This window comes from Microcoleus sp. OTE_8_concoct_300 (assembly GCF_031383065.1).
GTDB lineage: Bacteria > Cyanobacteriota > Cyanobacteriia > Cyanobacteriales > Microcoleaceae > Microcoleus.
The window spans coordinates 1-12568 of sequence record NZ_JANMZH010000450.1 but is presented as its reverse complement, the minus strand read 5'-3'; the positions used below and the strand labels follow the sequence as shown (position 1 = coordinate 12568).

At 45.3% G+C, this 12568-nt stretch carries 18 protein-coding genes and 1 pseudogene; 3 read left to right on the top strand and 16 right to left on the bottom strand.

From position 1 onward, the window contains the following. Positions 1 to 80: 80 nt before the first annotated feature. The gene (locus tag ACUVJL_RS20505; RefSeq protein ID WP_445247517.1) at positions 81 to 1355 is read right to left on the bottom strand and encodes a hypothetical protein; all 1275 of its coding nucleotides are present in this window, start codon (positions 1353 to 1355) and stop codon (positions 81 to 83) included. A gap of 171 nt (positions 1356 to 1526) precedes the next feature. Between ACUVJL_RS20505 and ACUVJL_RS20500 the strand changes: the two are divergent. Together ACUVJL_RS20500 and ACUVJL_RS20495 are read left to right on the top strand one after the other, a co-directional pair. Further along, positions 1527 to 1712: pseudogene (locus ACUVJL_RS20500) on the top strand (GDP-mannose 4,6-dehydratase); the annotation flags it as partial. A 375-nt stretch (positions 1713 to 2087) separates the two neighbouring features. Next, positions 2088 to 2195 carry a hypothetical protein gene (locus tag ACUVJL_RS20495; protein ID WP_445247516.1) on the top strand — a complete coding sequence of 36 codons (108 nt, stop codon included), beginning with the start codon at positions 2088 to 2090 and terminating at the stop codon, positions 2193 to 2195. A gap of 331 nt (positions 2196 to 2526) precedes the next feature. Here ACUVJL_RS20495 and ACUVJL_RS20490 read toward each other — a convergent pair whose 3' ends face one another. The 15 genes from ACUVJL_RS20490 to ACUVJL_RS20420 form a co-directional block, all read right to left on the bottom strand. Beyond that, on the bottom strand, positions 2527 to 2823 hold the full coding sequence (locus ACUVJL_RS20490; RefSeq protein WP_445247515.1) for a hypothetical protein: 297 nt from the start codon (positions 2821 to 2823) through the stop codon (positions 2527 to 2529). A gap of 18 nt (positions 2824 to 2841) precedes the next feature. Continuing rightward, a complete protein-coding gene (locus ACUVJL_RS20485; RefSeq protein WP_445247514.1) occupies positions 2842 to 3177 on the bottom strand; it encodes a XisI protein in 336 nt (111 codons plus the stop codon). An 83-nt stretch (positions 3178 to 3260) separates the two neighbouring features. After that, the gene (locus tag ACUVJL_RS20480; protein WP_445247513.1) at positions 3261 to 3596 is read right to left on the bottom strand and encodes a XisI protein; all 336 of its coding nucleotides are present in this window, start codon (positions 3594 to 3596) and stop codon (positions 3261 to 3263) included. Next, a complete protein-coding gene (locus ACUVJL_RS20475) occupies positions 3584 to 4003 on the bottom strand; it encodes a XisH family protein (protein ID WP_445247512.1) in 420 nt (139 codons plus the stop codon). Before ACUVJL_RS20475 ends, ACUVJL_RS20480 begins: the two co-directional genes overlap by 13 nt. A 95-nt stretch (positions 4004 to 4098) precedes the next feature. After that, positions 4099 to 4611 carry a dihydrofolate reductase family protein gene (locus tag ACUVJL_RS20470; RefSeq protein WP_445247511.1) on the bottom strand — a complete coding sequence of 171 codons (513 nt, stop codon included), beginning with the start codon at positions 4609 to 4611 and terminating at the stop codon, positions 4099 to 4101. Positions 4612 to 4677: 66 nt separating this feature from the next. Further along, positions 4678 to 5157, bottom strand: a complete 480-nt coding sequence (locus tag ACUVJL_RS20465) for a hypothetical protein (RefSeq protein ID WP_445247510.1) — start codon at positions 5155 to 5157, stop codon at positions 4678 to 4680. 9 nt (positions 5158 to 5166) lie between these two features. After that, on the bottom strand, positions 5167 to 5388 hold the full coding sequence (locus ACUVJL_RS20460) for a DUF4926 domain-containing protein (RefSeq protein WP_445247509.1): 222 nt from the start codon (positions 5386 to 5388) through the stop codon (positions 5167 to 5169). Between the two features lie 3 nt (positions 5389 to 5391). Beyond that, complete coding sequence (locus ACUVJL_RS20455; protein WP_445247508.1) at positions 5392 to 5667, bottom strand: DUF6883 domain-containing protein; 276 nt, start codon at positions 5665 to 5667, stop codon at positions 5392 to 5394. 40 nt (positions 5668 to 5707) lie between these two features. Beyond that, complete coding sequence (locus ACUVJL_RS20450; RefSeq protein WP_445247507.1) at positions 5708 to 8683, bottom strand: leucine-rich repeat domain-containing protein; 2976 nt, start codon at positions 8681 to 8683, stop codon at positions 5708 to 5710. 172 nt (positions 8684 to 8855) lie between these two features. After that, positions 8856 to 9254 (bottom strand): HNH endonuclease, encoded by a 399-nt coding sequence (locus ACUVJL_RS20445; protein WP_445247506.1) that lies wholly within the window; start codon positions 9252 to 9254, stop codon positions 8856 to 8858. Positions 9255 to 9256: 2 nt separating this feature from the next. Further along, complete coding sequence (locus ACUVJL_RS20440; protein ID WP_445247505.1) at positions 9257 to 9628, bottom strand: hypothetical protein; 372 nt, start codon at positions 9626 to 9628, stop codon at positions 9257 to 9259. Between the two features lie 37 nt (positions 9629 to 9665). Beyond that, entirely contained in the window at positions 9666 to 9836 is a 171-nt protein-coding gene (locus tag ACUVJL_RS20435) for a hypothetical protein (protein WP_445247504.1), read from the bottom strand. Between the two features lie 382 nt (positions 9837 to 10218). Continuing rightward, positions 10219 to 10470, bottom strand: a complete 252-nt coding sequence (locus ACUVJL_RS20430; RefSeq protein WP_445247503.1) for a DUF5615 family PIN-like protein — start codon at positions 10468 to 10470, stop codon at positions 10219 to 10221. Between the two features lie 3 nt (positions 10471 to 10473). Then, positions 10474 to 10812, bottom strand: coding sequence for a DUF433 domain-containing protein (locus tag ACUVJL_RS20425; RefSeq protein WP_190735861.1), 339 nt, complete (start codon positions 10810 to 10812; stop codon positions 10474 to 10476). A gap of 35 nt (positions 10813 to 10847) precedes the next feature. Then, complete coding sequence (locus ACUVJL_RS20420) at positions 10848 to 11165, bottom strand: DUF433 domain-containing protein (RefSeq protein ID WP_445247502.1); 318 nt, start codon at positions 11163 to 11165, stop codon at positions 10848 to 10850. A 468-nt stretch (positions 11166 to 11633) separates the two neighbouring features. On the opposite strand from ACUVJL_RS20420, the gene ACUVJL_RS20415 reads away from it, so the two are divergent. After that, a complete protein-coding gene (locus ACUVJL_RS20415) occupies positions 11634 to 12518 on the top strand; it encodes an aspartoacylase (RefSeq protein ID WP_445247501.1) in 885 nt (294 codons plus the stop codon). Positions 12519 to 12568 lie beyond the last annotated feature (50 nt).

The following is a 12568-nucleotide window of genomic DNA, read 5'->3' as shown; positions in this document are numbered from 1 at the left end:
GCGTCCCGCCCGTCCTTTTTGGACGGGCGGGACGCCCATCCCACAAACTTGTGGAAGTTATTTAATTCTCATTCCTTAGCTTACTGCCAGCGTTCCAAATCCACCCACAACATCGGATTCACATCAAACCAACGCCCATATTTCTTATCGTTGTACCCTAACACCAACTTGTAGTGCAGTAACTCATTACAAATGACAATTCTGCCGTGCTTTGGCGAGTCAAACTCATTGCTGGTCAACTTGCCCGTGCGATGCACCGCCTTCAGTTCGGGAAAATGGTAATCCTCGATCGTGTACGTTTGATGTTCTAATCGAACCGCTTCCTCGGCAATGGGGCGATCGATCTTGCTCGCTTGCTTGTTCAATGCCACTTCGCAAGCCATCCGCGCCAACCGCACCAACTCCCGCATCACGCCCCCACTCTTCTCGCCCAGCAGGTCCAGCGCATCCGGTTCGACCAAATTCGCGTAGGCATTGCCCAATTTTGCCAACCGTTTCTGAACCACCTCCTTCAAAATATGCCGTCCCACATTATCGGGATTTGTAGTCGGGCGAGCCATGTCATCGCATTTAAAAACACCAATATTGGATAAATCTAGACATCTGGTAAAGCTCTCCATCGGCTGCCTAAAAGATGGAGAATAGCGCAAGGCGATCGGAATGGCATAAACAATATGGCACTGAATATCCGTCAACAACGAACTAGAAAACATCTCCAGGGCGATCGAATATTCCTTTCGATCCAAACCATCCACAATGACTAATAACTTCCGTGTCTGTCCTTGAGCCGCAGCAATAATCTCATTCACCTTGTTGATAATTTCACCCAGAACTGGTTTCACTTCCAGCGTCCGCGTCGTTTCTCGCTGAAACCCCACTTTGAGCTGTGCCCCCAAATCTTGAAACAGCTTCGGTAACTGAAGTTCGCCCCCACCCGTTACTTTATCTTGATAAGTTATTTTTTTGAGACTTTCCAAAAGTTCCTTTTCCAACTTTTTAGGCAACTTCCAACCCACATCTGCCAGTCGCTGCACGACTTGCATCCCAATCAGCACAGCCACTTCCGCATGACCGATGTTAAACTTGTCCAGCGCCGTATCCGTATCCACCCAAACAACTGTATAATCGGCCCTACAGCGTTCTTCTAGTCGTCTCAGTTCGGTAGTTTTACCGCCACCGCGATGTCCGGCGACCAGATACTGAGCTGCGTCATCGTCCATTTCCAGCAAATTTACCAAAGTATCCACCGGACTATCTTCCCGGCGCACGTAGAACTCTTCTAACTCCTTATTCATTAACGGCTCATCATGTCGGAATAGTTGATAAGCTGGTTTCCAAAATTTGATGTTACTCATTCGCCGCTCATTTAATTTCTTTTTCAATTGCAGGTATTATACCAGTTAATTAAGGCATAGGGCATAGGGCATAGGGCATAGGGCATACCTCACCACGCGATCGAACCGCTATAATTAATCTGACAAATTTAACAATCTTGAACCTTGTATGGTGCCTAATTTACTTTTCAGCATTTAGATTTGAGCGATCGCACTGGCATATCCCAACTTTTCCTAGACCAAAAATGCGATCGCGTTGTACACCTCGCCCCTCAAGCCGGCGTCCGCTACTCCCTGCAAAATCCCCAGGCTTACGCAGACAGCAACCTCACGGGATTTATTAACATTAGACCTCTTGCAAAAATCCTTTTCAATTGATGGGACGGGCTCTTCGGCCCATCCCACAAGAGTTATTTTTTCTTGTGGTTTGGGCCTAAGAGCCCGTCCTAATTATTTTTGCAAGAGGTCTATTTTAGAATGCTGCCGCCCCAGCAAAATCGAGCATTTAGTCTTTGCTTCTTCCAGTTCCATTTACGGTACTAATATCATGTCCGGTCGATTATCCTGATTCCTGTAGGGGCGGGTTCACAAATAATATTTGCCAAAAACGGACAATCTCACAAACCCGCCCCGGTCTATGTATTATGGGCGATCGATCGGACATGATATAACACCAAAGTTCCCTTTGCTGTTAGCGATAAGGTCGATCGTCCTATTTCCCTTTACGCAGCCACCAAAAAAGCTAAGGAACTGATGGCTCATTCCTACAGCCATTTGTACAACTTGTCAATCACCGGATGGCGCTTTTTTACAGTCTACGGTCTTGGGGGCGGCCGGATATGGCTGATTTCAAGTTTGTAAATTTGCCGATATCCTTTCCTACTAATTTGTGTCTAAGGATCGCGAATTAAATAACTTACAATTTTAATTGTTATTGTGGGATGGGCGGGACGCCCGTCCTTTTTGGACGGGCGGGACGCCCATCCCACAAACTTGTGGAAGTTATTTAATTCTCATTCCTAAGCTGTCGCGCATTTAAATTGTATATTCAGGGCGGGCGGGACACCCCACAATACGATTTTTTTGACATACAATTTAAATGCCGCAACAGCTTATTTTTAGGCAAAACTATCCGATCGCCACTAAACTTAAGCTCGCTTATAAGAAAACGAGATAAATTGAATGACCCAAACTATTTCTTATTAAAAAAAGCGCAGACGATTTCACCAGGGTTGTTTTGTCCAAAGTTCAAAACAGTGCCATCTTTCTTAACTGTAGTGCGATCGCGGCAATTGTAGACTTCCAGAGGCTGTTTAACTCCATCAACACTAAGAATTACCCTGTATTCCCAATAGTTTTTCGCACTGCGTTTGATATCGACAATGCAAATCTCGCTTCCTTGATAATTGCGGCATACAGAGGCGTCAGCAGGAAGCGCCACCCAGAAAAAAGATATTAATAACAAAAAGTAGCAAACACATTTCATCATCTGCGATCGCCTTTTCCTTTATGCTACTCCGAACCCCGTCTGCGGACGCTTGTAAGGTGGATGCAACCCCAACACAATATCATCCTCAGACACTCCCATCTTGACAAATTCCCGTGCAATATCCACTTCTGTCATATTGCGCTGAATCCAAATTTTGCCATCCTTGATATCCAAATGAATGAAACAGTTGTAGATCCGCTTTAGTCCGTCCCAGCCAACATCGAGTATCTGATAGTGGTCATGTTCCCAATCAAAAACAAGCTGGCATTCAACGTCTGGATTAGGATTTTCTAGCCTTGCTTGTTGACTTAGCAATTTTCGGATACACTGGCGGTAACGCTCTACTCTTTCCATTCCAAAATTACCTTCTTTTTACAGCATCGTGAAATAAATTTCTAGCACCCCTTTATGTACAATACAGCTTTAATATCTCTTATCTATTCTACTGCATAACCCGTATACTTCCGCATAAACGGCGGCTGAAATCCCCAAACAATATCCTCTTTTGGAACTCCGGCTATTACTAAATTTTCAGCAACATCATCTTCAGTGGCATTCCATTGAAGCCAAATTTTCCCGCCCTTGATATCTATGTGAATGCTACAGTGATGCACCCGAGTCTGGTTGTCCCAGCCCACATAGAAGATTTGGTAATGATCTCGTTCTGTATCAAGAATTGTCTCGACTTCAATGTCTCCGTGAGCAGGTTTGCGCTTGCCGTACTCCAGTAACATTTGCTGCACAATTTGCCGATATTTGATTAATTTTTCCATTCTACAATGACCTCAACTGCTGTATCATAAACAATCATTTTTACCTGATTTTCCTCGATCCTTGCTTTTGGGAAATCTAGTTGAAAGAATTCTTCATAAGTTATTAACGGCACCGCCAAGTACAAAATTCGATCGGGTGCTTTTTCTTTGAGTGCGGCTCGATAATTAATGAACTGCCCCAATGCCCTGTGAAATTCCGAGATTGGCGACGATTTTGCCAAAAAACTTTTGACCTCAACGGCAATTTTTTCGCCTTGCCTTTCTGCCGCAATCAGCCTTTCTGCTCCCAGATCGATCGACATATCTACACCGCCCACACTAATCGGAAACGGATCGTGGGTAATATGCCAGCCTTCTTTTTGCAAAGCTGTTTTGACAACTTCATGAAAAACATCTTTGGCAGACATAATATATCGATAACTAACTTACTTATTTCTATCTTACCTTTTTTGACCACCAACTGACAGTATTTTTGCAAGCGACTTAGCAAGGGGGCGCGCCCTCAAGTCGTGACATCGTAAGATAGCTGAACGAGGCCAGAACTGTATGTCTGACATCCAGTTAACTGTAAAGCTGTAGTATTTATGGGATTAGCAAATAAAGGAATTCCCTCGCCCAAAATAATCGGTTGCACCGAGAGAATTAGCTCATTGACCAAATTTTGATTCAGGAAATCGCGAATCAGCAGAGAACCTCCCACTAACCAAATATTCTTGCCGTCAAGCAAGCGCATAGCCTTGACAAAACTCTCTAAATGTGTTACAACTTCGACATCATAAGTTGCTTGAAAATCTAGATTTTTCGTAAAAACATAACTCTTTTTTTCCGGGTACGGATACTCGCCAAAAGTTAGAACTTGTTCGTAAGTTTTCCGACCCATGAGAACGGTATCGATGCTATCTAAGAATTTAGTATAACCGTAATTTTGGTCTGTAAACAGCCAGTCAATATCGCCATTCGATCGCGCGATATAACTGTCCAAACTAGATGCAATGAATAGTACAATTTTACGCATGGCAACACCGAGGTTTTGGGAATGATTGGGGCGAGGATGGCCCCAATCACCTTAATTTTAAATGATTTAGAGTCCTGGCGGTAGCTTGAGTTCGATACCCAGGTTGTGGCTGACATCGATCACGTTATCAGCAAAATCAGCCATGCCTGCGATGCCAATTCCGAACGCAGTACCCGCCGCTACAAGAGCTGTTAAGCTTTTCTTTAATCTGGTTTTATTCCATTGGTTCTCCGGTTTCTTGATTTCGGTTTCGACATTTTCAATATCGATAATTATCTCATCGCGAATGCCTTCTGGAAACTGATCGGCAGTTTGACGCATCGATGAAATCAGTTTCAAAAGTTCGGCGGTATTGGCATTATTGTTTTGGTTAAATTGGCTATTGCTAACTTGGGCGTTGTCGCGGCCGATAACACCGGAAACCTTAGCGTTTTCTAGGTGGTTGGCTTGCGAGTTATCAACTTTATCGCCTCCCACTTTATCACCTCCAACTTGATCACCGCCAAAATTATCGCCTTGACCGTATTGATGAATAGTATTAGACATGGGGGTATTTTATGCTGTAGACTTATATTTTAATTGTAACAGTTGACTGCTGTGTAGTGGCAACATCGCATAAGTTTGCCCATCGTCGTCGCTGAATTCGACTTCGTAAACTTCTGGAGCTAAAACCTCGACGATCGTACCCACTTGACCTGCGAGTAAATTAGCATCGGGTAAATCTTCTTTGATGGCAACAACATCGAGTAATTGTAACTTGACGATCGCCTTTACCATAATTTACCTCCGAATGTAACAGCTAGTGAGTCGGGGGAACGTTTCTGTAGAACGGACAATCCAAGTGCTGCGAATTGTTGCGGTGTTTCCATTACGGGTTAGGGGGAAATTGACCAGATAGCGTTGACCGTATTCATCTTGGCTGGAGGAGATGCCATCATATATTTGAATTGCTTCTAACAGGATAAATTCCAGTTCTTCGGCATTTTCAACACTTAACCCTAGGATAGCAAGAAATAACCGAGCTTTGTGTTTTCCCCGATCGTGCTGCATATTCAAGCTATAGTCCCGAAGTTTGTGAATATCAATAAACGCAGCTTCAGCGTTGGGGAGTTTCAGCGGAATTGCCCATTATCTTGTCGCCTTGAATTCGATCGCCCCCAAAGTTATCGCCGCGCCCGTTTTGATGAGTTGTTTTAGAACTGCGATCGAGATTGTTTTGATGAACGTGAATGTTAATTCCAGGATAACCGTCTTCTGTATAGTCGAAATCTCGATCGCCCATTTGGTTTCTGCGCCGAAGTTCGATCGACTCATACCCATCCAACAACTGCCGCAAATTCCGACGCGTTTTAAGTTTGCCGATCACAACCTCAGTCTGGCCCATCTCCTCGAGCCCTAGCAATTCATCATAATCCAGCGGTTCGGCATCGGGATAACCCGGAATCGGCACCCATTGACTGATTTCCAGATTGGCAAAAGATTTGTGGATTTTGGTAAACGTATCGCGAATCATGCTGAGGAAAGAACGCCGCGTCGATTCCCGCCCGCTAACGGCAATAAAGATTTTCTTATCTTCCGGGTCAGATTTGATCCGGGCGATGTTGTACACCTCAGCGCCTTCGGTGTACTCCAGCATAACCCCCGTGCGCCAGTGGGTGCAGTTGTGGATTTTTTCGTGCATGAGGACGATGAAGCGCGAGAGGATGCTGTCGGGGAGGATGCGGTAGTGATATTGAAATTCCAGGGTGTCGCCTTGGAGTTTGGTGTTTTGCGGTTCCTCTTTGGGCAAGATGCCGGGGATGAGGAAAGTCAGCGCCCTGCAATGGTTGATGGGGAAGCAGAGTTGAAATTCGCCCATTAACTCGGTAAGGCAGTGGTAGCGGTGGCTGGGATATTTATTTGAGTCGAGGATGCGGCTGAGGTCGGCGTAGGAGAGAATACCTTTGGTTTTGACTTTGAGTTCGTCGTCGCTGAGGAGGGCATAGATGCCTTCTGTCACCCAGTGGGGATTGAGGATGTTGGTGGATTGCAGGATGGGGTGTTCGCGGAAGTTGAGGACAATGCCCAGGTTGTGCAGCAGTCCGATCAGTTGGGTTTGGTCGGTTTCTTCAAAGATGTTTTCTTTGGCGCAGATGGTGGCGTATTCGCTGATGCTGATGATGTCTTTGTCGAGGTTTTCCAGGCGCTGCTTGACTTGGAACCAGCTTAGGGGCAAAAGATCGTAGACTTCTTTGAGTTGGGAGATTTCCGTGTGGATGGCGCTGCGGAGTTTGTCGATTCCGGTGCCGCTTTCGCAGGAGGTTTCGACAATCGCTTTGATGTTGGGATATTTGTCGCGCAAGGCTTTGCGGTTGAGATCCAGGGGTTGTTCGTCGCATTTGTTGCCGACGAGGATGACGGGGGAGGCGTCGCCGAAGCTTTCGATCAGTTTCAGCCAGTATTCGAGGCGGTTTTCGTCTTCGCTGGTGCGGCAGTTGCACACGAGGAGGTAGAGGCTGCGTTTGGTAAGGAAAAATTGGTGGGTGGCGTGGTAGATTTCTTGTCCGCCGAAGTCCCAGACGTTGAGTTTGACGGGTTTGGTGTTGACTGTAATTTTCCAGTCTGTGATGTTGAGTCCGTCGGTTTGGGGCTCGTTGGGGTTGTATTTGTTGTGGATGAGGCGGTTGATCAGGCAGGTTTTGCCGACGCTGCCTTGCCCGACGAGGAGGACTTTGGCTTCGTTGAGGGGGAGAACTTCGCCGCTGCGGAGTTGGCGCAGGTAGTTGAAGATGGCAGCGGGAGTACCGGGTTCTTCCCACTCGTCGGCCACTCCTAGGATTTCTGGATAAATCGGCAGGGGATTGTTGCGGAGATAGAGTTTTTCAAGTTTTGGGAGTGTTTCTAAGCATTCGGGAATTTTTTCAATCTGATTGTTACTGAGGGAAAGTTCTGTCAGATTGGATAATTGAGCGATGAATTCTGGGATAACGGTAATCTGATTGTTATCGAGGGAAAGCAGTGTCAGATTTGAGAGTTGACCGATCACATCGGGGATTTTGGTAATCTGATTGTGACTGAGGTAAAGCTGTTTCAGATTGGATAATTGAGCGATGAATTCTGGGATGACGGTAATCTGATTGTTCCAGAGGCAAAGGTTTGTCAGATTCGACAGTTGGGTGATCGCCTCTGGGATGACGGTAATCTGATTGTTATCGAGGACAAGCAGTTCCAAATTAGATAATTGAGCGATCGCCTCTGGTATTTCCGTAATCTGATTGTTCCAGAGGTGAAGCACTGTCAAATTAGATAATTGAGCGATCGCCTCTGGGATAAAGGTAATCTGATTGAAACCGAGGACAAGCCGTGTGAGATTGGAGAGTTGGGCGATCGCTTCTGGGATGAAGGTAATCTGATTTTTCCTGAGGTCAAGTTCTGTCAGATTCGACAGTTGCTCGATCATATCTGGGATGACGGTAATCTGATTTTGACCGAGCCAAAGCACTGTTAGATTCGACAGTTGCCTGATCGCATCTGGGATGACGGTAATCTGATTGTCACCGAGACCAAGCCATGTCAAATTGGATAGTTGCCCGATCACATCTGGGATCAAGGTAATCTGATTGCCACCGAGGGCAAGCAGTGTCAGATTTGACAGTTGCCCGATCACATCTGGGATCAAGGTAATCTGATTGCTTAGGAGGTTAAGCAGTTTCAGATTCGAGAGTTGAGTGATCGCATCTGGAATTTCTGTTAAACCAATACTGACTAAAGTTAAACTCTCTAATTGCTTCATTTCCAGCAGCAATTCTGGCATTTTTCCGAATGGATTGCCACTGAGGTCGATCGATCGCAAATTTACCAGCGATCGCAATTCCTCCGGCAATCCGATTAATTGATTGGTGATTAGTTTCGGAGTCATTTTACCATCAACCCATTCCCGTTTCTCCACCTTCCCCAACACCAACGTCTCAAGCTGCGTGCACTTGCCAATCTCCGGCGGCAATTCCTCCAACCCCAACCCCGACAAATCCAGTTCCGTCAATTTTTCCTCGGCTGCTTGGTCAATTCGCCGCACTGCTTCCTCTCGCGTCATGCCCTTTCTCTCTCGGTAGGATTCATTTTATTGTGACAGGAATTTTCGTTTGGTGGGGAGTTGCCCGCGCACCACAGCCAAAGAAACCGGGTTTTTTCCCATGTCTGTGGGCTGTGACCAATAATTCTCGCAAAAACCCGGTTTCTGGCTACCCGCGCGCCGCCAACATTAATTAAAAATTGCCAAATAACTGACGATTTCTAACCGCAGTCACTATATTGAACTTCAGTAGAAAAACCGTTGTTCTCCCGATCGCACTTAAGCCGATAATCCTGCCATTCTCCCAGATAAAATGCTCTGACCAAACATCCGAGCGCGGATCGAACAATCGCGTAATTGCTCTCGCCTGCGGATCGATACTGGTTAAATCCGAACCCTTGTATCGATTGCATGGCAAACACGATAAAGCCAGATTCTCTAGCACTGTTTTTCCACCATGTTTTCTCGCAACTACATGATCGACCTCGTGGGTATAAATCGAGAAATCCTGATGCAATCTGCAATACTCACATCTTCCCTCTGCCCGCTGAAATACCTCCCTGCGTAAAGCAGGTGAAATCTTTAAGGTCATTGTTAGAAAGCTAGAGGTAGAAGAGTAGAATATGCACGAATTTTCAGCATTTGCATCAGCCTATCTAACTCCTCATAACTGTCAAGTTCATCGGTTTCGATTTCATTCAAGCCACCTTCTCGATTCCGTTCTAGCAATTCTCGCAATCGCTGTTGAGCTGTTTCTGAAACCTTGAAATTCCAAATTTCTAAAGGTGTTGGTTGAGTCATCAAAAAATCCAGCACTTCTTCAAATGCGATCGATCTATCTGTGATATTTTGCTGGGACACATTGGCAATTGATAGCCATTGCATTAGTAGTGCTGGTAGTCGGTCTTGGAGTTGCTCTAGTTGTGGTAAGAGTGTATCAGGAACTTCGATCGTGAATTGAGCCATAAAAGACCTCTAGCACAATTTTAACCTTGATTTTAACCTATTTTCCTGAAACTATCATATCAAATTTCCCCAACAGCAAAGTCTCAAGCGGAGGGCACTTGCCAATCTCCGGCGGCAACTCCTCCAACCCCAACTCCGCCAAATCCAGTTCCGTCAATTTTTCCTCGGCTGCTTGGTCAATTCGCCGCACTGCTTCCTCTCGCGTCATGCCCTTTGTCTCTCGGTAGGATTCATTTTATTGTGACAGTCAAAACTCAAGAAACCGGGTTTTTTCTGGTTTCTACGACTGTAACGCGTCTTCTGGGCAAAAACCCCGTTTCTGGCCACCCGCGAGGAATCTGGGGAGGAAAAAGGCTACACATTTTTTGTTTAGTAGATTTATGTTAAAGGGAGATGAATGATTCGGTCTTGGTATTCGTTATCAAACGAACCATCAACAATCACAATCAATTCCTCAATATTTTGCCCAATACTTAAATCCTGATTCAAAACGAAAATCCCTGGAATAAGCTGTTGTGCATTTAAATTGTATGTTGAGGGCGGGCAGGATGCCCACCCCACAAGAGGAAAAATTTATTTTACCATGCAATTTAAATGCGGATTAGCTTATGACCACCTTGAGCCAGATGATCTACCAAATGTACGGGCATTGACTTGCGATTGTTTGTCACCAAAATAAAGTTATGCTCCTCACACCACACCAAAATCTCCGGATCGAGAGTGCTTTTTGGGGGTGTACCAATTTCGCCCACTGCCCAAACTACTAAATCAGGGCGTTTTCGCCGAAGTTGTGTAGCATAAATCGGCGTAACATTCTCGTCCATTAAATATTTGAGCGCCATTGATCAAGCACCCTGGATAACAGATTGTCTTTCCCGTTCAGCTTTCAATTTTCGCAATCTTTCTGTCGCCGGATGGGGATTTGCTACTTGGATCTTTCGCTGCTGATGCGACCATTCCAACCAATCTTGCAAATATCTACTTACTGATTCTTGATTTTGTAAATAATACAAAATAGTCGTATAAACTTCTGCCAAAGTTAGAGATGGATAGAGTTGCTGAATTTCTTCTGGGGTGCGTTCCCGATAAAGATACTCATACAGTACCGTCTCAATCCCGATGCGATGTCCTTTAATGCGAATATCATCCGGTGCTAAGAAATCAAAATACTCATTCAGTCCCATATCTACAATCCCTCTTTTAGCTATCTACTATTCTACTATTCGGTTTGATCGGAAACAGTAATGCGATCGATTTCTTCCCGGTGGCGATCGTAATAACGCCAAGCATTCTCTAAATCGCGATCCGACAAACCTGGATAATTCCGAAGTAACTCAACCTCATGGGCCCCCTGTTGGTGAAGCGAAACCAGTGTCCAAACAGGAATGCGGGTGTTGCGAATCCGGGCATTTCCTCCACAGACTCCAGGCGTACTCTGAATCGCCCTAGCCGAGAGTTTTTCTTGAAACAGCAAACTCTCTTCAGGTGTCAGCGACTCAATGACTTGAATTAAGGAGTCAACCAACTGAATGTTCATAGCTGGTAATTTACAGAATATAGAATAGTGCGATCGCTCAAACTATGATAGCAAATTTCCCCAACACCAACCTCTCAAGCGGAGCGCACTTGCCAATCTGTGGCGACAATTTCTCCAACCCCAACCCCGCCAAATCCAGTTGCGTCAATTTTTCCTCGGCTGCTTGGTCAATTCGCCGCACTGCTTCCTCTCGCGTCAGGCCCTTTGTCTCTCGCTAGGATTCATTTTATTGTGACAGTAATTTTTGGCATCGAGGCGAGAAACCGGGTTTCTATGAATTTTTTAGTTGGGTGACGATAAATATCGAGAGAAACCCGGTTTCTGAGATTCACGCATGGGGCGAGAAACCGGGTTTCTATGAGCTTTTAGTTGGGTGACAATAAATACACAAAGAAACCGGGTTTCTCAGGTGTGTTTTACCAACAGATGACAAATCGTGCTACGCTGGGGATAGGAAGTTATTTATTTATGAACCAAATTAAACGTGTTGCCATAGTGGGAGGAACCCACGGAAACGAACTCACAGGAATTTACCTCGTGAAGAAATTCGATCGCGCGCCAGAGTTAATGGGGCGATCGACTTTTGAAACTATCGCCCTGCTAGCCAATCCCAAAGCTTGCGAAATCGGGAGACGCTACCTCGATATCGACCTCAACCGCTGCTTTAGACAGCAAGATTTAGAAAATCCCCATCTCTCCAGCTATGAAGCGCAGCGCGCGAAAGAAATCTACGGCATTTTTAGCTCAAAAAACACTCATCAGCCTAACTTAATTATCGATTTGCATAGCACCACATCCAACATGGGGCTAACTTTTATTCTCGCCAGCCATCATCCCTTTAACCTGCAACTAGCAGCTTATTTAACCTCTGTCTATCCCCACCTCAAGCTACTCGCTTCTACAACCAAGAATCCTGATAGTCCTGTGCTGCGATCGCTTTCCGAATTAGGTGGTACGCTGGAAGTTGGTGCAGTGCCGCAAGGGGTATTAGATGCCTCTTTATTTCAGCAAACAGAGCAAGTTTTAGGCACAATATTAGACTGTATAGAAGCCTACAATCAAGGCAGAATGCCTGCGGCAAAGAATCCCCTGACTATTTATTACACCATGGAGGCGATCGACTATCCCAGAAACGAGAAGAAAGAAATTGAGGCAATGATTCATCCTCATCTACAATCCAGAGATTATCAAGCCCTAAATCCCGGCGATCCGATGTTTTTGACCTTTGATGGTGAGTCGGTCTTGTATGAAGGTAAATCGACCGTATATCCAATTTTCATTAACGAGGCCGCTTACTACGAAAAAGGAATTGCCATGTGTTTTACCCAAAAGCAAATAGTTGTTAGTCATTAGTCATTAGTCATTAGTCATTAGTCATTAGTTATTAGTCATTAGTCATTAGT